A 19,841-nucleotide genomic window follows, 5' to 3' on the forward strand; every position below is an offset into this window, starting at 1 on the left:
CAATGTTCTTATTCGGCGTTCTGGACCGCGGCGATCATGCGCACGACATCGACGGTTTCGGCGACATCGTGTACCCGCAGGATGCTCGCGCCCTTGGTCATGGCCAGGGCGGCCAGGGCCAGGCTGCCGTAGAGCCGCTCGCCGACCGGACGGCCCAGCGCGAGGCCGATCATGCTCTTGCGCGAGACACCCACCAAGAGTGGCCGCCCCAGGCGATAGAGCGCTTCCATGTGTTTGAAAAGGCTGAGGTTATGCTCAAGGGTCTTGGCAAAGCCGAACCCAGGGTCGAGGATGATGCGTTCAGCCCCGATGCCGGCCGCCGCGCAGGCGGCCATGCGCTGTTCAAGATAGCGCGTTACATCGGCTGTCACATCCTCGTACTGCGGATTGTCCTGCATGTTGCCCGGCTCACCACGCATGTGCATCAGGCACACCGGCAGACCGGTATCGGCCGCCGCATCGAGTGCACCATCGCGCTCCAGGGCGCGCACATCGTTGATCAACCCTGCGCCAAGGCGGGCCGTCTCGCGCATGACCGAAGGCGTCGAGGTGTCGACCGAGATGATCACATCGAGCCGAGTGCTGATCGCCTCGACGATCGGCGCAACACGCTCCAGCTCCTCGATGGGCGATACCGCACGCGCCCCCGGACGGGTGGACTCGCCACCTACGTCGATCAGGGTCGCACCGGCCGCCACCATCTCCTCGGCATGGCGCAAGGCCGCATCGCGCTGGCTGAAGCGCCCACCATCGGAGAACGAGTCTGGGGTGACATTGAGGATACCCATGACATGGGTACGGGACAAATCAAGAACCCGGTTGCCGCAAGGCAACCGGGTCGGGTACTGCGTCAAGCTCATAGATACCCTTAGTGTTGAGCCGCTGGACCGCCGATCGGCGACTCCGGACGATCATCCTGGGAAGCCTGGTTGCCGGAGGTACCGGAATCATTGTCCCAGTCACGCGGCTCGCGCGGGGTACGGCCAGCCATGATGTCGTCGATCTGGTCGGCATCGATGGTTTCGTACTTCATCAGGGCTTCGGCCATGGCGTCGAGCTTGTCGCGGTTGTCGGTAAGGATCTGCTTGGCCGTGGCGTAGCACTGATCGATGATGCTGCGCACCTCGGAGTCGATCATCTTGGCAGTCTCGCCCGAGACGCTGGCATGCTGGCTCGCCGCGCTGCGACCGAGGAACACCTCGCCCTCCTCTTCGGCGTACATCAGCGGGCCGAGTTTCTCGGACAGGCCCCACTTGGTGACCATGTTCCGGGCAATCTGGCTGGCGCGCATGATGTCGTTGGAGGCGCCGGTGGTGACACCGTCGAAGCCCAGGGTCATCTCTTCGGCGATACGGCCACCGTACAGCGAGCAGATCTGGCTGATCAGCGCGCGCTTGGACAGGCTGTAGCGGTCCTCTTCCGGCAGGAACATGGTCACGCCCAGGGCACGGCCACGGGGAATGATCGAGACCTTGTAGACCGGGTCGTGCTCGGGAACAACGCGACCGACGATGGCGTGACCCGCCTCGTGGTACGCGGTGTTCTGCTTCTCTTTCTCGGACATGACCATGGTCTTGCGCTCGGCGCCCATCATGATCTTGTCTTTGGCCAGTTCGAATTCCTTCATCTCGACCAGGCGCTTGCTGGCACGGGCGGCGAAAAGCGACGCCTCGTTGACCAGGTTGGCCAGGTCGGCACCGGAGAAGCCCGGCGTGCCACGGGCGATGACCGCCGCATTGACGTTCTCGCCGACCGGCACCTTGCGCATGTGCACCTTGAGGATCTGTTCACGACCGCGGATGTCCGGCAGGCCGACCACCACCTGGCGGTCGAAACGGCCGGGACGCAGCAGCGCCGGGTCGAGCACGTCGGGACGGTTGGTGGCGGCGATGACGATGATGCCATCGTTCATCTCGAAGCCGTCCATCTCGACCAGCAATTGGTTCAGGGTCTGCTCACGCTCGTCGTGACCGCCACCCATGCCGGCGCCACGGTGGCGACCGACGGCGTCGATCTCGTCGATGAAGATGATGCACGGTGCGTGCTTCTTGGCCTGTTCGAACATGTCGCGAACACGGCTGGCACCCACGCCGACGAACATCTCGACGAAGTCGGAACCGGAAATGGTGAAGAACGGCACCTTGGCTTCACCGGCAATGGCCTTGGCCAGCAGGGTCTTACCGGTACCCGGCGGGCCGACCATCAGCACGCCGCGAGGGATACGGCCGCCCAGGCGCTGGAACTTGCCCGGATCGCGCAGGAACTCGACCAGCTCGCCAACCTCTTCCTTGGCCTCGTCGCAGCCTGCAACGTCAGCCAGGGTGGTTTTCACCTGGTCTTCGGACAGCAGGCGCGCCTTGCTCTTGCCGAAGCTCATCGGCCCGCCCTTGCCACCGGCACCACCCTGCATCTGGCGCATGAAGAACATGAACACGGCGATGATCACCAGGATCGGGAAACTGGCGACCAGCAACTGGGTCCAGATGCTCTGCTGTTCCGGCTGCTTGCCTTCGACGGTGACGTGGTTGTCCACCAGGTCGCCGATCAGGCCGTTGTCGGTAATGGCCGGGCGCACGGTCTTGAAGTTGTCGCCATCGGTGCGCTTGCCGGTAATGATGTAGCCGTCGACGGTCACGCGCTCGACCTTGCCATCCTTGACCTGCTGGATGAAGTCGGAATAGTTGAGGGTCTGCGGCTCGTTAGGGCTGGAGAAGTTGTTCATCACCGTCACCAGGACGGCGGCGATGATCAACCACAGGATCAGATTCTTTGCCATGTCGTTCAATTCGCTACCCTCTGAGGCCGGCGCACGACGCAGCCGTGCCTCGCATGATATTCATCGCCCTAACTTACTACATTACCCACGCATCCGCAGGCACCGTCTGTAACCCTTTGTGAAAGTTAGACTACACGAAGTTCGGACGATCCAGACGGGGCGGCCGATTGGAAATAACTATCGGCAACCCCGCAATACGCCTTTCATGCGCCCTTGAAACCCTTGCCCAACAGGTACTGTTCACGGGAACGGTCTCGCGAGGACGACGGCTTGCGCATCTGCACCTTGTCGAACTTGCTGCGCACGTCCTTGAGGTACATGTCGAAGCCCTCGCCCTGGAAAATCTTGATCAGGAAATCCCCGCCGGGCTTGAGCACGCGGGTCGCCAGATCCAGGGCCAGTTCGCAGAGGAACATGGCGCGCGGCATGTCCACCGCAGGCGTACCACTCATATTGGGGGCCATATCGGAAATCACAAGGTCGACGTGCGAATCGCCGACCGCCTGCAGGATCTGCTGCAGCACTTCGTCCTGGGTGAAGTCGCCCTGGATGAAGGTGACATCGGGGATCGAGTCCATTTCCAGGATGTCCGAGGCGATCAGCCGGCCCTGGCCGCCAATCAGACGACTGGTCACCTGCGACCAGCCACCAGGAGCCGCACCGAGGTCAATCACGCTCATGCCGGGACGGATCAGGCGGTCTTTCTCCTGGATCTCCAGCAGCTTGTAGCTCGCGCGCGAGCGGTAGCCATCCTTCTGCGCCTGCTTGACGAAAGGATCGTTGAAATGTTCGCGCAGCCAGTTTGCGCTGCTTTTGGAACGTTGTACCACGGGGCACCTCGATGATATGCGTCGTGTTTGACTGGGCGGAGCCACAGGCCCTCGGGTAAAATGCCCGTCAATTTTACAGAATCAGACGAAAAGGGTCAGATTATGCCGCTCAATAACGAGCAGAAGAAGCAATACAAGTCCATTGGTCATGACCTGAAGCCGGTCCTGATCGTTGCTGGCAACGGTTTGAATGAAGGCGTGATCGCCGAACTGGAGCGCGCCCTGGTCGACCATGAGCTGATCAAGGTCGAGATTCGCTCGGAAGATCGCGAGGAGCGCGCCGAGACCATCGCCGCGCTGTGCAAGGCCGGCCGCGCCGAACTGGTGCAGACCATCGGCAAGAAAGCGCTGATCTACCGCAAGAACCCGCAGCCGAACAAGCAGCTGTCCAACATCCACCGTTACAAGTAACGGTAGCAGGGCTGCCAAAGCAGCCTTGTGGGAGCGGGCTTGCCCCGCGAAACAGGCACCGCAGTGCATGGCACCGGCTTCGCCGGTGTTCGCGGGGCAAGCCCGCTCCCACAAAGCCTCGTTGCGACCCGACTAGCGCCGCGCCCTGACCGGGACCGGCTGGGCCACCAGCACGATGCCGGAGAAGCCCAGCACCAGGAAGCAGAACATCTGCCAACGCTCGCCCACGGAAATCCCGTAGCGCAGCGTGTAGTAGCTGACGCAGGCGCCGAAGCCGAGCAGCAGCATCTGGCCGCGGAACTGCCGCCACCAGGCCGCCAGGCCGTCCACCCTCGCCAGCACCGCCAGCTGGGTCAACAGCCCGAGCATGGCCACGCCAATCAACCAGCGGTCGATCTGCGCAGCCACGTCGTGCACCAGCAACGGCGCCAGGCCACTGACCTTGAGCGCCGGCACCAGCCCCACGTGGAACACCCACAGGCCACCGACCCAGAACACCTGGGCCAGTTGCCAGAGGATCCCCTCGAGGGATGGCGCCCGCAGGCGCCGGTCAGATGTGCTTGACTTCGACAATCTCGTACTCGACCGTGCCACTTGGCGTCTTGACGACGACAGTATCACCTTCTTCCTTGCCGATGATGGCACGGGCGATCGGCGCACCGCTGGAGAGCTTGCCCTGCTTCACGTCGGCTTCGTCTTCGCCGACGATCTGGTAGGTCACCTCTTCATCGGTCTCGGTGTTCGCCAGCACCACGGTGGTGCCGAAGATCACCTTGCCGGTGTGGGCGATGGTGGTGACGTCGATCACCACCGAGTTCTGCAGACGGCCTTCGATATCGCGGATACGCGCCTCGACCATGCCCTGCTCCTCGCGGGCGGCGTGGTATTCGGCGTTTTCCTTGAGATCGCCCAGCTCGCGAGCCTCGCCGATCGCCTGGCTCAGGCGCGGGCGCTCGGTCTTGCTCAGGAACAGATGCTCTTCCTCCAGGGCGCGAGCGCCCTGGACGGTCATCGGGTACTTGGTAATGCTCATGCTTTGAGTCCTGCATGCAGATCCTGCAGGCGACGAACGGTCTTTTCCGGACCGAATTTCAGCGCCTCACAGATGGCTTCACCTGCCGCAATGGTCGTGGTGCAGTAGATCTTGTGCTGCAACGCATTGCGACGAATCGAGTAGGAGTCGGCGATCGACTGGCGGCCTTCGGTGGTGTTGATGATCAGCGACACTTCGTCGTTCTTGATCATGTCGACCACGTGCGGACGACCCTCGGTCACCTTGTTCACGCGACGCACTTTCAGGCCGGCCGCCTCGATCACCTTGGCGGTGCCTGCGGTGGCGACCACTTCGAAGCCCAGGGCGATCAGGTCGCGGGCAACGCCAGCTACCTGCGGCTTGTCGTCGTCACGCACACTGATGAACGCGGTACCGCCGGTCGGCAGCACTTCGCTGGCGCCCATCTGGGCCTTGGCGAAGGCTTCGCCGAAGCTGTCGCCGACGCCCATGACTTCACCGGTCGATTTCATCTCAGGGCCGAGGATCGGGTCAACCCCCGGGAACTTGGCGAACGGGAAGACGGCTTCCTTGACGCTGTAGAAGTTCGGGATGATTTCCTGGGTGAAGCCCAGCTCTTTCAGGGTCTTGCCGGCCATGACACGGGCCGCGATCATTGCCAGGGAAGTACCGATGCACTTGGAGACGAACGGTACGGTACGCGAGGCGCGTGGGTTGACCTCGATCACGTAGATCTTGTCGCCCTGCAGGGCCAGCTGCACGTTCATCAGGCCGACCACGCCCAGCTCCAGGGCCATTTTCTTGACCTGGACGCGGACTTCGTCCTGCACTTCCTGGCTCAGCGAGTAAGGCGGCAGCGAGCACGCCGAGTCGCCGGAGTGGACACCGGCCTGCTCGATGTGCTGCATGATCGCGCCGATCACCACATCGGTGCCGTCGCAGACCGCATCCACGTCCATCTCGATGGCGCAGTTGAGGAAGTGGTCGAGCAGCACCGGGCTGTCGTTGGAGACCTGTACCGCTTCACGCAGGTAGCGCTTGAGCTCGTCCAGCTCGTAGACGATCTCCATGGCGCGGCCGCCCAGCACGTAGGACGGACGAACCACCAGCGGGTAGCCGATCTTGCCAGCGGCAGCGATGGCTTCGTCTTCGCTGCGAACGGTGGCGTTTGGCGGCTGCAGCAGGTTCAGGCGCTGGACCATCTGCTGGAAGCGCTCACGGTCTTCGGCGCGGTCGATGGCGTCCGGGCTGGTACCGATGATCGGTACGCCGGCTTCTTCCAGGGCACGCGCCAGTTTCAGCGGGGTCTGGCCGCCGTAGTGGACGATCACGCCTTTCGGCTTCTCGACGCGGCAGACTTCCAGCACGTCTTCCAGGGTCAGCGGCTCGAAGTACAGGCGGTCGGAGGTGTCGTAGTCGGTGGAGACGGTTTCCGGGTTGCAGTTGACCATGATGGTCTCGTAACCGTCTTCACGCAGCGCCAGTGCGGCGTGCACGCAGCAGTAGTCGAACTCGATGCCTTGGCCGATACGGTTCGGGCCGCCACCCAGGATCATGATCTTGTCGCGGGTCGACGGGTTGGCCTCGCACTCTTCCTCGTAGGTCGAGTACAGGTAGGCGGTATCGGTGGCGAACTCGGCGGCGCAGGTGTCGACGCGCTTGTACACCGGGAACACTTCCAGCTTGTGGCGGTGACGGCGCAGGTTCTTGTCGGTGATGCCGAGCAGCTTGGCCAGGCGCTGGTCCGAGAAGCCCTTGCGCTTGAGGCGCAGCATGTAGTCCTTGTCGATTGACGACAGGGCCAGGGTCTTGACCTTCTCTTCTTCCTTGATCAGGTCTTCCATCTGCACCAGGAACCACAGGTCGATGCCGGTCAGGGCAAAGATTTCCTCGATGGTCATGCCCGAACGCATGGCGTCGGCGACGTACCAGATGCGCTCGGCGCCCGGCACGGTCAGCTCGCGCTTGAGGATGCTGGCGGCTTCCGGGCTGGCCAGGTCGACTTTCGGGTCGAGGCCGCAGGCACCGACCTCCAGGCCGCGCAGGGCTTTCTGCAGGGATTCCTGGAAGGTACGGCCGATGGCCATGACTTCACCCACGGATTTCATCTGGGTGGTCAGGCGGGCGTCGGCTTTCGGGAATTTCTCGAAGGCGAAGCGTGGCAGCTTGGTGACGACATAGTCGATCGACGGCTCGAAGGACGCCGGGGTGCGACCGCCGGTGATGTCGTTCTGCAGTTCGTCGAGGGTGTAGCCGATGGCCAGCTTGGCAGCGATCTTGGCGATCGGGAAGCCGGTGGCCTTGGAAGCCAGGGCCGAGGAACGGGAAACCCGCGGGTTCATCTCGATCACGACCATGCGGCCGGTGTTCGGGCAGATACCGAACTGCACGTTGGAACCGCCGGTCTCGACACCGATTTCACGCAGCACCGCCAGCGAGGCGTTGCGCATGATCTGGTATTCCTTATCGGTCAGGGTCTGTGCCGGGGCAACAGTGATCGAGTCACCGGTGTGCACGCCCATCGGGTCGAAGTTCTCGATCGAGCAGACGATGATGCAGTTGTCCTTCTTGTCGCGGACCACCTCCATCTCGTATTCCTTCCAGCCGATCAGCGATTCGTCGATCAGCAGTTCCTTGGTCGGCGACAGGTCCAGACCACGGGTGCAGATTTCTTCGAACTCTTCACGGTTGTAGGCGATACCACCGCCAGTGCCGCCCATGGTGAACGATGGGCGGATGATGCATGGGAAGCCGAGCTTCTCGAGGACTGCGTTGGCCTCTTCCATGCTGTGGGCGATACCGGAGCGCGGGCACTCCAGGCCGATGTCCTTCATGGCCTTGTCGAAGCGCGAACGGTCTTCTGCCTTGTCGATGGTGTCGGCGTTGGCACCGATCATCTCCACGCCGAACTTTTCCAGAACGCCATGGCGCTCCAGGTCCAGGGCGCAGTTCAGCGCGGTCTGGCCACCCATGGTCGGCAGGACGGCGTCCGGGCGCTCTTTTTCGATGATCTTGGCCACCGACTGCCACTTGATCGGCTCGATGTAGGTGGCGTCAGCCATGGCCGGGTCGGTCATGATGGTGGCCGGGTTGGAGTTCACCAGGATGACGCGGAAACCTTCCTCGCGCAGGGCTTTACAGGCCTGGGCGCCGGAGTAGTCGAATTCGCAGGCCTGGCCGATCACGATCGGGCCAGCGCCGAGAATCAGGATGCTTTTGATGTCTGTACGTTTTGGCATGGTTGTCACTCAAATCCGCGGGTCAGTCGGCAAGCCGTCTTGAACAATCTGGGTCAGGCGCTTCCGGGCGCGGCAATTACCGGCCCGGGGCCTTGCTGCAGGATGCTCAGCGGCGCTTGGCCATGGCATCGATGAAACGATCGAACAGTGGCGCGACGTCGGTCGGGCCTGGGCTCGCCTCAGGGTGGCCCTGGAAGCTGAACGCGCTCTTGTCGGTGCGCTCGATGCCCTGCAGGGTGCCGTCGAACAGCGACTTGTGGATAGCGCGGACGTTGCCCGGCAGGGTGGCTTCGTCGACGGCGAAACCGTGGTTCTGGCTGGTGATCATGACCACGCCGGTGTCCAGGTCCTGGACCGGGTGGTTGGCACCGTGGTGGCCGTGGCCCATCTTCACGGTCTTGGCGCCGGAGGCCAGGGCCAGCAGCTGGTGGCCGAGGCAGATGCCGAATACCGGGATCTCGGTGTCGAGGATCTCTTTGATCGCCTGGATGGCGTAGTCGCACGGCTCGGGGTCACCAGGGCCGTTGGACAGGAACACGCCATCGGGGTTGAGCGCCAGGACTTCACTGGCCGGGGTTTGCGCGGGCACCACGGTGACGCGGCAGCCACGGGCAACCAGCATGCGCAGGATGTTCAGCTTGACGCCGTAGTCGAAGGCCACGACGTGGTACGGCAGGTCGGCGGCTTCAATGGTCGGGTGGCTGTCGGTCTTCAGTTCCCACACGCTGGAGCGCCACTCGTAGCGCTCCTTGGTGGAGACGACCTTGGCCAGGTCCATGCCTTTCAGGCCCGGGAAGGCGCGGGCGGCGGCGATGGCGGCTTCTTCGCTGATGTTGTCACCAGCCAGGATGCAGCCGTTCTGGGCGCCCTTCTCACGCAGGATGCGGGTCAGGCGACGGGTGTCGATGCCGGCGATGGCGACGACATTGTGTTCTTTCAGGTAGTCGGGCAGGGACTGGGTGTTACGCCAGTTGCTTGCCAGCAGCGGCAGGTCGCGAATGACCAGGCCGGCGGACCAGACGCGGTTGGATTCGGCGTCTTCCGGGGTGGTGCCGGTGTTGCCGATGTGCGGGTAGGTCAGGGTAACGATTTGCTGGGCGTAGGAAGGGTCTGTGAGGATTTCCTGGTAGCCGGTCATTGCAGTATTGAACACGACCTCACCAACGGTCTGACCGTCGGCTCCAATGGCTTCACCGCGAAAAATGCTGCCATCGGCAAGGGCGAGTATGGCTGGCTTAGTCAAGAAGACCTCCCGTAAATCAAGCCTGAAAGGGCGATCGCAGGTTGCAAAAAAGCGGAATGACGTATGGACACGTCACCCCGCTTTTATGCTGAATTAGTCTGCGCGCTTTTAGTGGACACACTAAAGCTGTAGCTTACAGAAAAATGCGTTTTGGGTCTACCGGGAATGTGTCTCCAAAACCCAGGATTGCGACAGACTGATTTGTCGGGATCCATTGTGGGAGCGGGCTTGCCCCGCGATGACACCCCACCAGGCCATTGCTGCCCGTTCCGACGCCATCGCGGGGCAAGCCCGCTCCCACAACCCAATACACAAGGGTCAATGCAGCTCGAGCACATCCTGCATGTCGTACAGCGCAGGCTCGCGCCCATCCAGCCACAGCGCGGCACGCACCGCGCCCTTGGCGAAGGTCATGCGGCTCGAGGCCTTGTGGGTGATTTCCAGGCGCTCGCCTTCGGCGGCGAACAGCACGGTGTGATCACCGACCACGTCACCCGCACGCACGGTGGCGAAACCGATGGTCTGGCGATCACGGGCGCCGGTCTGGCCTTCACGGCCATACACCGCCACCTCGTGCAGGTCGCGCCCCAGTGCATTGGCGACCACTTCACCCATGCGCAGCGCGGTACCCGACGGCGCATCGACCTTGTGCCGATGGTGAGCCTCGATGATCTCGATATCCACGTCGTCACCCAGCACCCGCGCCGCCATGTCCAGCAGCTTAAGACTGAGGTTGACGCCCACGCTGAAGTTGGCGGCGAAGACGATCGGGATCTCCTTGCCTGCCTCGACCAGCAGCGCCTTCTCCTCAGCGCTGAAGCCGGTGGTACCGATGACCATGGCCTTGCCCGCCTTGCGGCAGAACGCCAGGTTCTTCAGGGTCACCGACGGATGGGTGAAGTCGATCAGCACATCGAACTCATCGACGACCTTGGCCAGGTCGTCAGAGATGGTCACGCCAATGCGCCCCAGACCCGCCAGCTCACCCGCGTCGGCACCGACCAGGGAGCTGTCGGGACGATGGATGGCCGCGGTCAGGCCGGCCCTCGGCGCCTGCTGCTGCACAGCCTCGATCAGCACCTTGCCCATGCGCCCGGCGGCGCCCATCACTGCAATACGTCGCATAGCCTGTTCCTTCTCAGAGATCGCCGAAGAAGCGCTTCACGCCCTCGAACCAGCCACTGGCCTTGGGCGAATGGGAGCTGTCGCCCTCGAGGGAGTCACGCAGCTCCTCGAGCAGCTCGCGCTGACGGCGACTGAGGTTGACCGGCGTCTCCACCGCCACGCGGCACAGCAGGTCGCCCGCCGCGCCACCGCGCACCGGCGCCACACCCTTGCCGCGCAGACGGAACTGCTTGCCAGTCTGGGTGCCTTCGGGGATCTTCAGCTTCACGCGACCGTCGAGGGTCGGTACTTCCAGCTCGCCACCCAGGGCAGCGTCGGTGTAGCTGATCGGCACTTCGCAGTAGAGGTGCTTGCCGTCGCGCTGGAAGATCGGGTGCTCGCGCACATTGACGACCACATACAGGTCACCGGTCGGACCGCCATGGGCGCCCGCCTCGCCTTCGCCGGACAGGCGAATGCGATCACCGGTATCGACACCGGCCGGCACCTTGACCGACAGCGTCTTGTATTCCTCGACACGACCTTCGCCGTGGCACGAACCGCAAGGGTCGGTGATGATCTTGCCCTGGCCGTGGCAACGCGGACAGGTCTGCTGCACGGCGAAGAAGCCCTGCTGCATGCGCACCTGGCCGATGCCGCCGCAGGTCGGGCAGGTCGACGGCGTCGAACCCTTCTTGGCGCCGGAACCGTCGCACGGCTTGCAGTTGACCAGCGTGGGCACGCGGATGTTGACCGTGGTGCCACGCACCGCCTCTTCGAGGTTGAGCTCCAGGGTGTAGCGCAGGTCACTGCCGCGCTGGACACCACCACGACCACCACCGCGGCCGCCACCGAAGAAGTCGCTGAAGACATCGCCGAAGATATCGGAGAAGTTGGCGCCGCCGAAACCGGCACCGCCGCCACCCATGCTCGGGTCGACGCCGGCATGACCATACTGGTCGTATGCCGCGCGCTTGCTGGCATCGGACAGCACTTCGTAGGCCTCGTTGGCCTCCTTGAACAGGTCTTCCGATTCCTTGTCGCCCGGGTTGCGGTCCGGGTGGTACTTCATCGCCAGACGGCGGTAGGCCTTCTTGAGATCACCTTCACTGGCGCCACGCTCGACACCCAGGACCTCATAAAAATCACGCTTTGCCATAGGTCATATGCACTCTTGGGGGCGTTCGGCATACCTCGGCGCATCGTGCGCCATGCCACCAGCACCTGTCGTCATAGGCGAATACGCCGTGACAGATGCCGTAAATAATTCTCGTGTTCCAGACACGCCAACGCGGGAGCAAGCTCCCGCGCGGCGACATCCTACCAGTTCACCGACAAACGACGGTGAACCGGCCGACAACATGCAGGAATTACTGCTTGTTGTTGTCTTTCACTTCTTCGAACTCGGCGTCAACCACGTCATCGTGCTTGGCTTCCGGCTCGGCCTGCTGGGCGCCGCCCTGCGGTTGCTCGGCCTGCTGCTCGGCGTACATCTTCTGAGCGACTGGCGCCGAGACCTTGGACAGCTCCTCGACCTTGGCGTCGATGACAGCCTTGTCGTCGCCTTTGACGGCGGCCTCCAGGGCGACCACGGCGGCCTCGATGGCGGTCTTCTCTTCAGCGGTGACCTTGTCGCCGGCTTCAGTGACCATCTTGCGGGTCGAGTGGACCAGCGCGTCACCCTGGTTACGGGCGGCGGCCAGCTCTTCGAACTTGCGGTCTTCCTCGGCGTTGGCCTCGGCGTCACGCACCATTTTCTCGATTTCTTCGTCGGACAGGCCGGAGTTGGCCTTGATCACGATCGACTGTGCCTTGCCGGTGGCCTTGTCCTTCGCGCCGACGTGCAGGATGCCGTTGGCGTCGATGTCGAAGGTCACTTCGATCTGCGGCACGCCGCGCGGAGCCGGCGGGATGTCGGCCAGGTCGAACTTGCCCAGCGACTTGTTCTGCGAAGCTTGCTTGCGCTCGCCCTGCAGCACGTGGATGGTCACGGCGCCCTGGTTGTCGTCGGCGGTCGAGAACACCTGCGACTTCTTGGTCGGGATGGTGGTGTTCTTCTCGATCAGCGCGGTCATCACGCCGCCCATGGTCTCGATACCCAGGGTCAGCGGGCTGACATCCAGCAGCAGCACGTCCTTCACGTCACCGGCCAGAACAGCGCCCTGGATGGCGGCACCCATGGCGACGGCTTCGTCCGGGTTGACGTCTTTACGTGCTTCCTTGCCGAAGAAGTCGGCAACGGCTTTCTGCACCATCGGCATACGGGTCTGGCCACCGACCAGGATCACGTCGTCGATCTTGCTGGCGTCGATACCGGCGTCCTTCAGGGCGATGCGGCATGGCTCGATGGTACGGTTGACCAGGTCTTCGACCAGCGACTCCAGCTTGGCGCGGGAGATCTTCACGTTCAGGTGCTTCGGACCGGTGGCGTCTGCAGTGATGTACGGCAGGTTGACGTCGGTCGACTGAGCGGAGGACAGCTCGATCTTGGCTTTTTCAGCGGCTTCTTTCAGGCGCTGCAGGGCCAGGGGATCGTTCTTCAGGTCCATGCCGGACTCTTTCTTGAACTCGTCGACGAGGTAGTCGATCAGGCGCATGTCGAAGTCTTCGCCACCCAGGAAGGTGTCGCCGTTGGTGGCCAGTACTTCGAACTGGTGCTCACCGTCGACTTCGGCGATTTCGATGACCGACACGTCGAAGGTACCACCACCCAGGTCATAGACGATGACGGTGTGGTCGCCCTTGCCCTTGTCCATGCCGTAGGCCAGCGCGGCGGCGGTCGGCTCGTTGATGATACGTTTTACGTCCAGGCCAGCGATGCGGCCGGCGTCCTTGGTCGCCTGACGCTGGCTGTCGTTGAAGTAGGCCGGAACGGTGATGACCGCTTCGGTGACCGGCTCGCCGAGGTAGTCTTCGGCGGTCTTCTTCATCTTTTTCAGGACTTCGGCGCTGATTTGCGGCGGAGCCATCTGCTTATCGGCGGCCTCGACCCAGGCGTCACCGTTGTTGGCCTTGACGATCTTGTAAGGCACCAGCTTGATGTCTTTCTGCACGACGTCTTCTTCGAAGCGACGGCCGATCAGGCGTTTCACCGCGAACAGGGTGTTGTGCGGGTTGGTGACCGCCTGGCGCTTGGCCGACTGGCCGACCAGGATCTCGCCGTCGTTGGCGTAGGCGATGATCGACGGCGTGGTGCGCGCGCCTTCGGCGTTCTCGATGACCTTGGCGGTGCCGTTTTCCAGCACGGAGACGCAGGAGTTGGTGGTCCCCAGGTCGATACCGATGATTTTACCCATGTTGATTCTCCCGAAACTTGAATTTGGTAGCAGCGACTGCTTTGGCCAACTGCACTAATACTTGAAGGCTTGACACCTAGATGGGGGTGCCCGGAAAGATTTCAAGCCTTTTCATTGATCGAAGGCTGCGGGGCGCTCGGCGCCTTGCTGACCACCACCATGGCGGGGCGCAGCAGACGGCCGTTGAGCTGGTAGCCCTTCTGGAATACTTTGAGCACGCTATTTGGCTCAACGTCGGCACTTTCCTGCATGGCCATGGCCTGATGCTGCTCGGCATTGAATGGTTCGCCATCCGGGTCGATGGCTTCAAGGCTGTAGCGCTTGAGAGTGTCCTGGAACATCTTCAGGGTCAGCTCGATGCCTTCGCGCATCGGCTTGATGGTCTCGTCGTCGGCGCTGGACAGCTCTAGGCCACGCTCCAGGCTGTCGATGATCGGCAGCAGGTCGCCGGCGAACTTCTCCAGGGCGAACTTGTGGGCCTTCTCGACATCCTGCTCGGCACGGCGGCGGATGTTCTGCAGGTCGGCGGCGGCGCGCAGGGACTGGTCCTTGGCGGCGGCCAGCTGCTCCTCGAGCTCCAGGACTCGGGCATCGGCATTCGCGGCGCCTGCTTCTTCGGAATTCAGGTTCTTCTCATCCAGCTGTTCGTCAGCCATTGGGTTTCTCCTCCACGATTTCTGTCGTGCGAGCCAGGCTCGCCATGTCTTGCCGGCTATATGGGGTCGGAAAAACCAGGTTCAAGGGGGGAGGTGCTTTTCCACATTCGTCGACCGGCTATTGGCAGACTCGCGAAAAGCACTGTATAAATATCCAGACACGACCCTTCGGGAGCCGCCCCATGCTGGTGCACCTGTCCATTCACAACTACGCCATCGTCGAACACCTCGACCTCGAGGTCGCCCGCGGCATGTCCGTCATCACCGGCGAAACCGGGGCCGGCAAGTCGATCATGCTCGATGCCCTCGGCCTGGCCCTGGGCGACCGCGCCGACAGCGGCGTGGTACGCCCGGGCACCGACAAGGCGGACATCCTCGCCACCTTCGACCTGGTCGACATCCCCGAGGCCCACGCCTGGCTCGCCGAACGCGACCTGGAAAGCGAAGGGCCGTGCATCCTGCGTCGAGTGATCACCGCCGAGGGCCGCAGCCGTGGCTACATCAACGGCACCCCTTGTCCGCTGGGCGACCTCAAGGCCCTGGGCGAGCTGCTGATCGACATCCACAGCCAACATGAGCACCAGTCGCTGCTGAAGACCGACACCCACCGCCGCCTGGTGGACGAGTACGCCGGCGCCAGCGACCTGGCCCGCCAGGTCCAGCTGGCTGCCAAGCGCTGGAACCAGACGCGCCTGGAGCTGGAGCGCCTGAGCAATTCCGGCGACGAGCAGCGGGCACGCCACCAGCTGCTCAGCTACCAGCTGGAAGAACTGGACAATCTGGGCCTCGGCGAAAACGAGCTGGAACAGCTGGAGCAGGAACACAAGAACCTGACCAACGCCGAGGCGCTGTTCGGCATCTGCCGCCATGTCATCGACCACTGCAGCGAAAGCGACTCGGGCAACGTACTGAGTGCCCTGACCGTCAGCCTCAACCGGCTCACCGCGGTCGTCAACGGCCCCAAGGCGCTGAGTGAGGCGGTCAACCTGATCGCCAGCGCGCAGATCCAGGTGGAGGAAGCCGTCGGCGAGCTCAACCGCTTCCTCGACAACTTCGACGCCGACCCGATGCGCCTGCAGGCCCTTGAAGAGCGCCTGGATACTATCTATACCCTCGCCCGCAAGCACCGCGTGCACCCCACCGAATTACCGCACCTGCAGCAGCGCCTGATGGAAGAGCTGGAAGGGCTGAATGCAAGCGACGAGTCGATCGAGCGCCTGGGCGAGGAACTGGCCGCCTACGCCCAGCACTATAAGGAGAAGGCCAGTGAGCTGAGCGCACTGCGCCAGCAGGCCGCCAAACAGCTGGCCACCGCTGTCGAGCAGGAGATCCAGCGCCTGGGCATGCCCGGCGGGCGCTTCTGCATCGAGCTCACGCCCTTCGACAACGGAGACCTTTCGCCCCATGGCCTGGAGCAGATCGAACTACTCGTCAGCGCCAACCCCGGCCAGCCACTCAAGGGCCTGGCCAAGGTCGCCTCAGGCGGTGAGCTGTCGCGTATCAGCCTGGCGATCCAGGTGATCACCGCGCAAACCTCGCGCATTCCGACCCTGGTGTTCGACGAAGTGGACGTGGGGATCGGCGGCCCGACGGCAGAGATCGTTGGCCAGTTGCTTCGCCGCCTCGGCGAGCGCGGCCAGGTCCTGACCGTTACCCACCTGCCCCAAGTAGCAGCGCAGGGCCATCACCACCTGTTCGTGCACAAGGTGCGCAACAGCGACACCACGCACACTGCCGTGGCCAGCCTGGGCAAACGCGAGCGGGTCGAGGAAGTGGCGCGGATGCTGGGCGGGATCGACCTGACCAAGGAATCGCTGGCCCATGCGCGCAAGATGGTGGTGAGCAGCAAAGCCTGAGCCTGCGCCCCCTGTAGGAGCGGCCTTGTGCCGCGAAAAGGGCGCGTAGCGGCCTCGGGATCTCTGCATGACTCAGAATTGCAGGGGGCCGCTACGCAGCCCTTTCCGGCCGGTCCGACGCCTCGGCAAGGCCGCTCCTACAAGGAGATTTGTACGCTGCCCAAGAAAGCACAAAGACGACCCGAAGGTCGCCTTTGTCATCAATAACGATCTAAATCGTTACTTCTTTTTACGCACATACAGAACCAGATTGTGGTCCACCAGCTCGAAGCCATGCTCGGCAACGATCTCTTTCTGGCGCTTCTCGATTTCGGCATCGAAGAATTCAATGACCTCACCGCTGTCCACGTTGACCATGTGATCGTGGTGCTTGCCATCCGCCAGCTCGAACACCGCGTGGCCGCCATCAAAGTTGTGGCGCTCCACCAGGCCCGCCGCTTCGAATTGGGTCAGTACGCGGTACACGGTCGCCAGACCGACATCCTCGCCAGCTTCCATCAGCGCCTTGTAGACATCCTCGGCACTCATGTGACGCTGCTCGGCGGAGTCGAGCATCTGAAGAATCTTGACTCGAGGCAGGGTTACCTTGAGGCCCGCTTTGCGCAATTCGCTATTTTCAACCATGGTCAGCTTTCTCGCCGATGCTGCTTCGCAGCTTCTCTTAATACGGGTATGATCGGGGTTTACGTTGTCCAGCCAAGATAGTGGAAGTCGCCCACCGATGCAAAACACCAAGCTCTTGCTAACCAGCCTCACCCTAGTGGGACTGCTCGCACTCGCCGGTTGCTCGTTTCCCGGGGTTTACAAAATCGACATCCAGCAGGGCAATGTCGTCACGCAAGACATGATAGACCAATTGCGCCCGGGAATGACCCGCCGGCAAGTAAGGTTTATCATGGGCAACCCCCTGCTGCAGGACACCTTCCACACCAACCGCTGGGACTACCTGTACAGCCTGCAGCCCGGCGGCGGCCAGCGCCAGCAGGAGCGCATGAGCATCTTCTTCAACGAGAACGACCAACTGGTCAGCCTCTCCGGCGACTTCATGCCGGGCGTCAGCCGCGACCAGGAAATCCTCGGTGGCAGCGGCGACACCACGGTCAGCCCGGACAAGCAGCCGAGCCAGCCCGAGAAGCCAGCCAAGCCAGGCTCGCTGGAAGACACGCTGCAGAAGGAAATCGACAACATCGAGACCACTCCGGTCCCGACGCCGGCACCGCTGGAAACCTCGCCGCAGTAAATGCGCCGACACTAAAAAGCCCGGATCCAGTCCGGGCTTTTTATTGCACTGTGGAAAAGCCCTTGGATCAGGCCCCCGCCAGCGCTACTCAGCCATTGATCTGTTTGGCGCGCTGGCAAAACGCATCGACCATGGTATTGGCCGCCTGGTTGAACAGCGGCCCCAGGGTCGCCCGCACCAGGGCACCGGCGTAGTCGAACGACAGGTCAAGACTGATCTTGCAGGCCTTCTCGCCCAGCGGCTTGAACACCCACAGGCCATGCAGCTGGGTAAACGGCCCATCCTCCAGGTTCATTTCGATCGACTGCCCCGGCACCAGCACGTTGCGCGTGGTGAACTGCTGGCTCATGCCGCCCTTGGCCACTTCCAGCTTGGCGCGCATGTGCGTGTCGCTGGCCTCGAGCACGGTGGAAGCCGAGCACCAGGGCAGGAACTCCGGGTAGCTGGCCACATCGTTGACCAGGTCGTAGAGCGCCTGGGCAGGGAATGGCAGCAGGGCGGAGCGTTGAATATGGGTAGTCATCCAGGCGTCACTTCCAATCTGGGCGGTGGCGCGTCGCAGCGCCTCGAATACGGTTCTGCGCGGCAGAACGAGGCCTGTATTGTCCGGGATTCACACAACGGGCTCAAGCGCACCTAAACCCCATAGCCGAGGACGCGGACTCTCCCTATAATGCCGCCCCTATGGCTAAGCAAAAGAAACATCCGACCGGGACCATCGCGCAGAACAAGAAGGCGCGACACGATTACTTCATCGAACACAAGTTCGAGGCCGGGCTGGTCCTGTCCGGCTGGGAAGTAAAGAGCCTGCGGGCCGGCAAGGCGCACCTGACCGACAGCTACGTGCTGCTCAAGGATGGCGAAGCCTGGCTGTTCGGCAGCCACATCACCCCGCTGACCACCGCCAGCACCCACGTCATCGCCGACCCGATCCGCACCCGCAAGCTGCTGCTGAACAAGCGCGAGCTGGAGCGTCTGGAAGCAGCCGTGGCGCAGAAGGGCTACACCTGCGTGGCGATGTCGCTGTACTGGAGCAAGCACCTGATCAAGTGCGAGATCGCGCTCGGCAAGGGCAAGAAGGAGTTCGACAAGCGCGATACCGTGCGCGAGCGCGACTCCAACCGCGAGCTGCAGCGCACGATGCGCAACAAGGGCAAGGAAGAGTAATTCCGACCCACGCGGTCACTGTAGAAGCGGCCTTGTGCCGCGAAAGGGCCGCGAAGCGGCCCCCCTACAATCTGTGTGACGCATAGATTCCGAGGCCGCCGCGCGCCCTTTTCGCGGCACAAGGCCGCTCCTACAACGACCGTGCATGCCGCATCCTAGCGCCCGCTGCGCCGCTCCGCCCGCGCCACTCGCCGGGCCTCCTGCTGCGCCTCTTGCAGCACCTCCTGCACATACAGGATGTGCCGGCTCGACACCTCCCGCGCATCGTCGGCCCGCCCCTCGACAATCGCCAGGTACAACTCGCGATGCTGGCTGATCAGCATGTCGCGGGTCTCAGTGCGCTGCTGGTACATGCCGCCGATGTTGGTCACCACGTTGCGCTTGAGCAGGTCGAACAAGCCGCGGATGGTGTGCAGCAGCACGGCGTTGTGGCTGGCTTCGGCAATGGCCAGGTGGAAACGCGCATCGGCCGCGCCCTCCTGCGCCCGGTCCACCTCGCCGACACGGTTGTAGCAATCCTGCAGCGCGTCGAACGCCGTCTTCAACCGTTCGCGATCAGGCTCGGTGGCGCGCAGGGCCGCGTAGTAGGCGCATGACGCCTCCAATGTATGGCGGAACTCCAGCAAGTCGCGCTGGGCCTCCGGATTACGCTCCAGCAACTGCAACAGCGGGTCGCTGAACGTTGAGCCCAAGGCTTCGGCCACATAGTTGCCGCCACCCTGGCGACTGACCAGCAGCCCCTTGGCCACCAGCTTCTGGATCGCCTCGCGCAGCGACGGACGGGACACACCGAACTGCTCGGCCAGGACGCGCTCGGCGGGCAGGCGCTGCCCCGAAGTCAACGTACCCTCGAGAATCATCCCTTCCAACCGGTCGACGATGTCGTCGGACAGGCGCCGCTGGCGGACCTGATCAAAAACCATTGCTTGCTCTCCACGAACCCCGGGGATGCGAATCCGGGGGCGCCTATTCTGCGCCTATCCGGCCTGCGCCGACACCCATCAGGCGGCG

Annotated in this window: 18 protein-coding genes; 4 read left to right on the plus strand and 14 right to left on the minus strand. The window is 63.0% G+C overall.

Annotated features, from left to right (window positions below):
- Nucleotides 1-8 precede the first annotated feature (8 nt).
- The 3 genes from folP to rlmE all read right to left on the minus strand — a co-directional run bounded on the left by folP (nucleotide 9) and on the right by rlmE (nucleotide 3,606).
- Nucleotides 9-860 (minus strand): dihydropteroate synthase, encoded by an 852-nt coding sequence (gene folP / locus V0R62_RS16785; protein WP_330104537.1) that lies wholly within the window; start codon nucleotides 858-860, stop codon nucleotides 9-11.
- An 8-nt stretch (nucleotides 861-868) separates the two neighbouring features.
- Nucleotides 869-2,776, minus strand: coding sequence for an ATP-dependent zinc metalloprotease FtsH (gene ftsH / locus V0R62_RS16790; RefSeq protein WP_028691259.1), 1,908 nt, complete (start codon nucleotides 2,774-2,776; stop codon nucleotides 869-871).
- Nucleotides 2,777-2,979: 203 nt separating this feature from the next.
- Nucleotides 2,980-3,606, minus strand: coding sequence for a 23S rRNA (uridine(2552)-2'-O)-methyltransferase RlmE (gene rlmE, locus V0R62_RS16795; protein WP_011532133.1), 627 nt, complete (start codon nucleotides 3,604-3,606; stop codon nucleotides 2,980-2,982).
- 102 nt (nucleotides 3,607-3,708) lie between these two features.
- Between rlmE and yhbY the strand changes: the two genes are divergently transcribed.
- A complete protein-coding gene (yhbY, locus tag V0R62_RS16800; RefSeq protein ID WP_050706991.1) occupies nucleotides 3,709-4,017 on the plus strand; it encodes a ribosome assembly RNA-binding protein YhbY in 309 nt (102 codons plus the stop codon).
- Nucleotides 4,018-4,149: 132 nt separating this feature from the next.
- Here the strand turns inward: yhbY and V0R62_RS16805 are convergent, their stop codons facing one another.
- The 8 genes from V0R62_RS16805 to grpE form a co-directional block, all read right to left on the minus strand.
- The gene (locus V0R62_RS16805) at nucleotides 4,150-4,590 is read right to left on the minus strand and encodes a hypothetical protein (RefSeq protein WP_011532132.1); all 441 of its coding nucleotides are present in this window, start codon (nucleotides 4,588-4,590) and stop codon (nucleotides 4,150-4,152) included.
- Entirely contained in the window at nucleotides 4,568-5,050 is a 483-nt protein-coding gene (gene greA / locus V0R62_RS16810) for a transcription elongation factor GreA (protein ID WP_011532131.1), read from the minus strand. Before greA ends, V0R62_RS16805 begins: the two co-directional genes overlap by 23 nt.
- A complete protein-coding gene (carB, locus tag V0R62_RS16815) occupies nucleotides 5,047-8,268 on the minus strand; it encodes a carbamoyl-phosphate synthase large subunit (RefSeq protein WP_050706992.1) in 3,222 nt (1,073 codons plus the stop codon). Before carB ends, greA begins: the two co-directional genes overlap by 4 nt.
- Nucleotides 8,269-8,374: 106 nt before the next feature.
- Nucleotides 8,375-9,511 carry a glutamine-hydrolyzing carbamoyl-phosphate synthase small subunit gene (gene carA, locus V0R62_RS16820; protein WP_011532129.1) on the minus strand — a complete coding sequence of 379 codons (1,137 nt, stop codon included), beginning with the start codon at nucleotides 9,509-9,511 and terminating at the stop codon, nucleotides 8,375-8,377.
- Between the two features lie 318 nt (nucleotides 9,512-9,829).
- Nucleotides 9,830-10,636, minus strand: a complete 807-nt coding sequence (gene dapB / locus V0R62_RS16825) for a 4-hydroxy-tetrahydrodipicolinate reductase (RefSeq protein ID WP_330104538.1) — start codon at nucleotides 10,634-10,636, stop codon at nucleotides 9,830-9,832.
- 13 nt (nucleotides 10,637-10,649) lie between these two features.
- Complete coding sequence (gene dnaJ / locus V0R62_RS16830) at nucleotides 10,650-11,774, minus strand: molecular chaperone DnaJ (RefSeq protein ID WP_330104539.1); 1,125 nt, start codon at nucleotides 11,772-11,774, stop codon at nucleotides 10,650-10,652.
- Nucleotides 11,775-11,985: 211 nt separating this feature from the next.
- Nucleotides 11,986-13,911 (minus strand): molecular chaperone DnaK, encoded by a 1,926-nt coding sequence (dnaK, locus tag V0R62_RS16835; RefSeq protein ID WP_254464336.1) that lies wholly within the window; start codon nucleotides 13,909-13,911, stop codon nucleotides 11,986-11,988.
- Between the two features lie 101 nt (nucleotides 13,912-14,012).
- Nucleotides 14,013-14,567 carry a nucleotide exchange factor GrpE gene (gene grpE, locus V0R62_RS16840; protein WP_186732745.1) on the minus strand — a complete coding sequence of 185 codons (555 nt, stop codon included), beginning with the start codon at nucleotides 14,565-14,567 and terminating at the stop codon, nucleotides 14,013-14,015.
- Between the two features lie 182 nt (nucleotides 14,568-14,749).
- Between grpE and recN the strand changes: the two genes are divergently transcribed.
- On the plus strand, nucleotides 14,750-16,423 hold the full coding sequence (gene recN, locus V0R62_RS16845) for a DNA repair protein RecN (RefSeq protein WP_330104540.1): 1,674 nt from the start codon (nucleotides 14,750-14,752) through the stop codon (nucleotides 16,421-16,423).
- Nucleotides 16,424-16,642: 219 nt separating this feature from the next.
- Here recN and fur read toward each other — a convergent pair whose 3' ends face one another.
- Nucleotides 16,643-17,047 carry a ferric iron uptake transcriptional regulator gene (gene fur, locus V0R62_RS16850; protein ID WP_028691268.1) on the minus strand — a complete coding sequence of 135 codons (405 nt, stop codon included), beginning with the start codon at nucleotides 17,045-17,047 and terminating at the stop codon, nucleotides 16,643-16,645.
- A 97-nt stretch (nucleotides 17,048-17,144) separates the two neighbouring features.
- On the opposite strand from fur, the gene bamE reads away from it, so the two are divergent.
- On the plus strand, nucleotides 17,145-17,663 hold the full coding sequence (gene bamE / locus V0R62_RS16855) for an outer membrane protein assembly factor BamE (protein ID WP_110735055.1): 519 nt from the start codon (nucleotides 17,145-17,147) through the stop codon (nucleotides 17,661-17,663).
- A gap of 88 nt (nucleotides 17,664-17,751) precedes the next feature.
- Here the strand turns inward: bamE and V0R62_RS16860 are convergent, their stop codons facing one another.
- Nucleotides 17,752-18,186 carry a type II toxin-antitoxin system RatA family toxin gene (locus V0R62_RS16860; RefSeq protein ID WP_050707000.1) on the minus strand — a complete coding sequence of 145 codons (435 nt, stop codon included), beginning with the start codon at nucleotides 18,184-18,186 and terminating at the stop codon, nucleotides 17,752-17,754.
- 161 nt (nucleotides 18,187-18,347) lie between these two features.
- Between V0R62_RS16860 and smpB the strand changes: the two genes are divergently transcribed.
- Entirely contained in the window at nucleotides 18,348-18,830 is a 483-nt protein-coding gene (gene smpB, locus V0R62_RS16865; RefSeq protein WP_011532120.1) for an SsrA-binding protein SmpB, read from the plus strand.
- A 155-nt stretch (nucleotides 18,831-18,985) separates the two neighbouring features.
- Here the strand turns inward: smpB and V0R62_RS16870 are convergent, their stop codons facing one another.
- On the minus strand, nucleotides 18,986-19,753 hold the full coding sequence (locus V0R62_RS16870) for an FCD domain-containing protein (RefSeq protein ID WP_330104541.1): 768 nt from the start codon (nucleotides 19,751-19,753) through the stop codon (nucleotides 18,986-18,988).
- Nucleotides 19,754-19,841 lie beyond the last annotated feature (88 nt).

It is taken from the genome of Pseudomonas carassii (assembly GCF_036324045.1).
In the GTDB taxonomy this organism is placed as follows: Bacteria; Pseudomonadota; Gammaproteobacteria; order Pseudomonadales; family Pseudomonadaceae; genus Aquipseudomonas; species Aquipseudomonas peradeniyensis.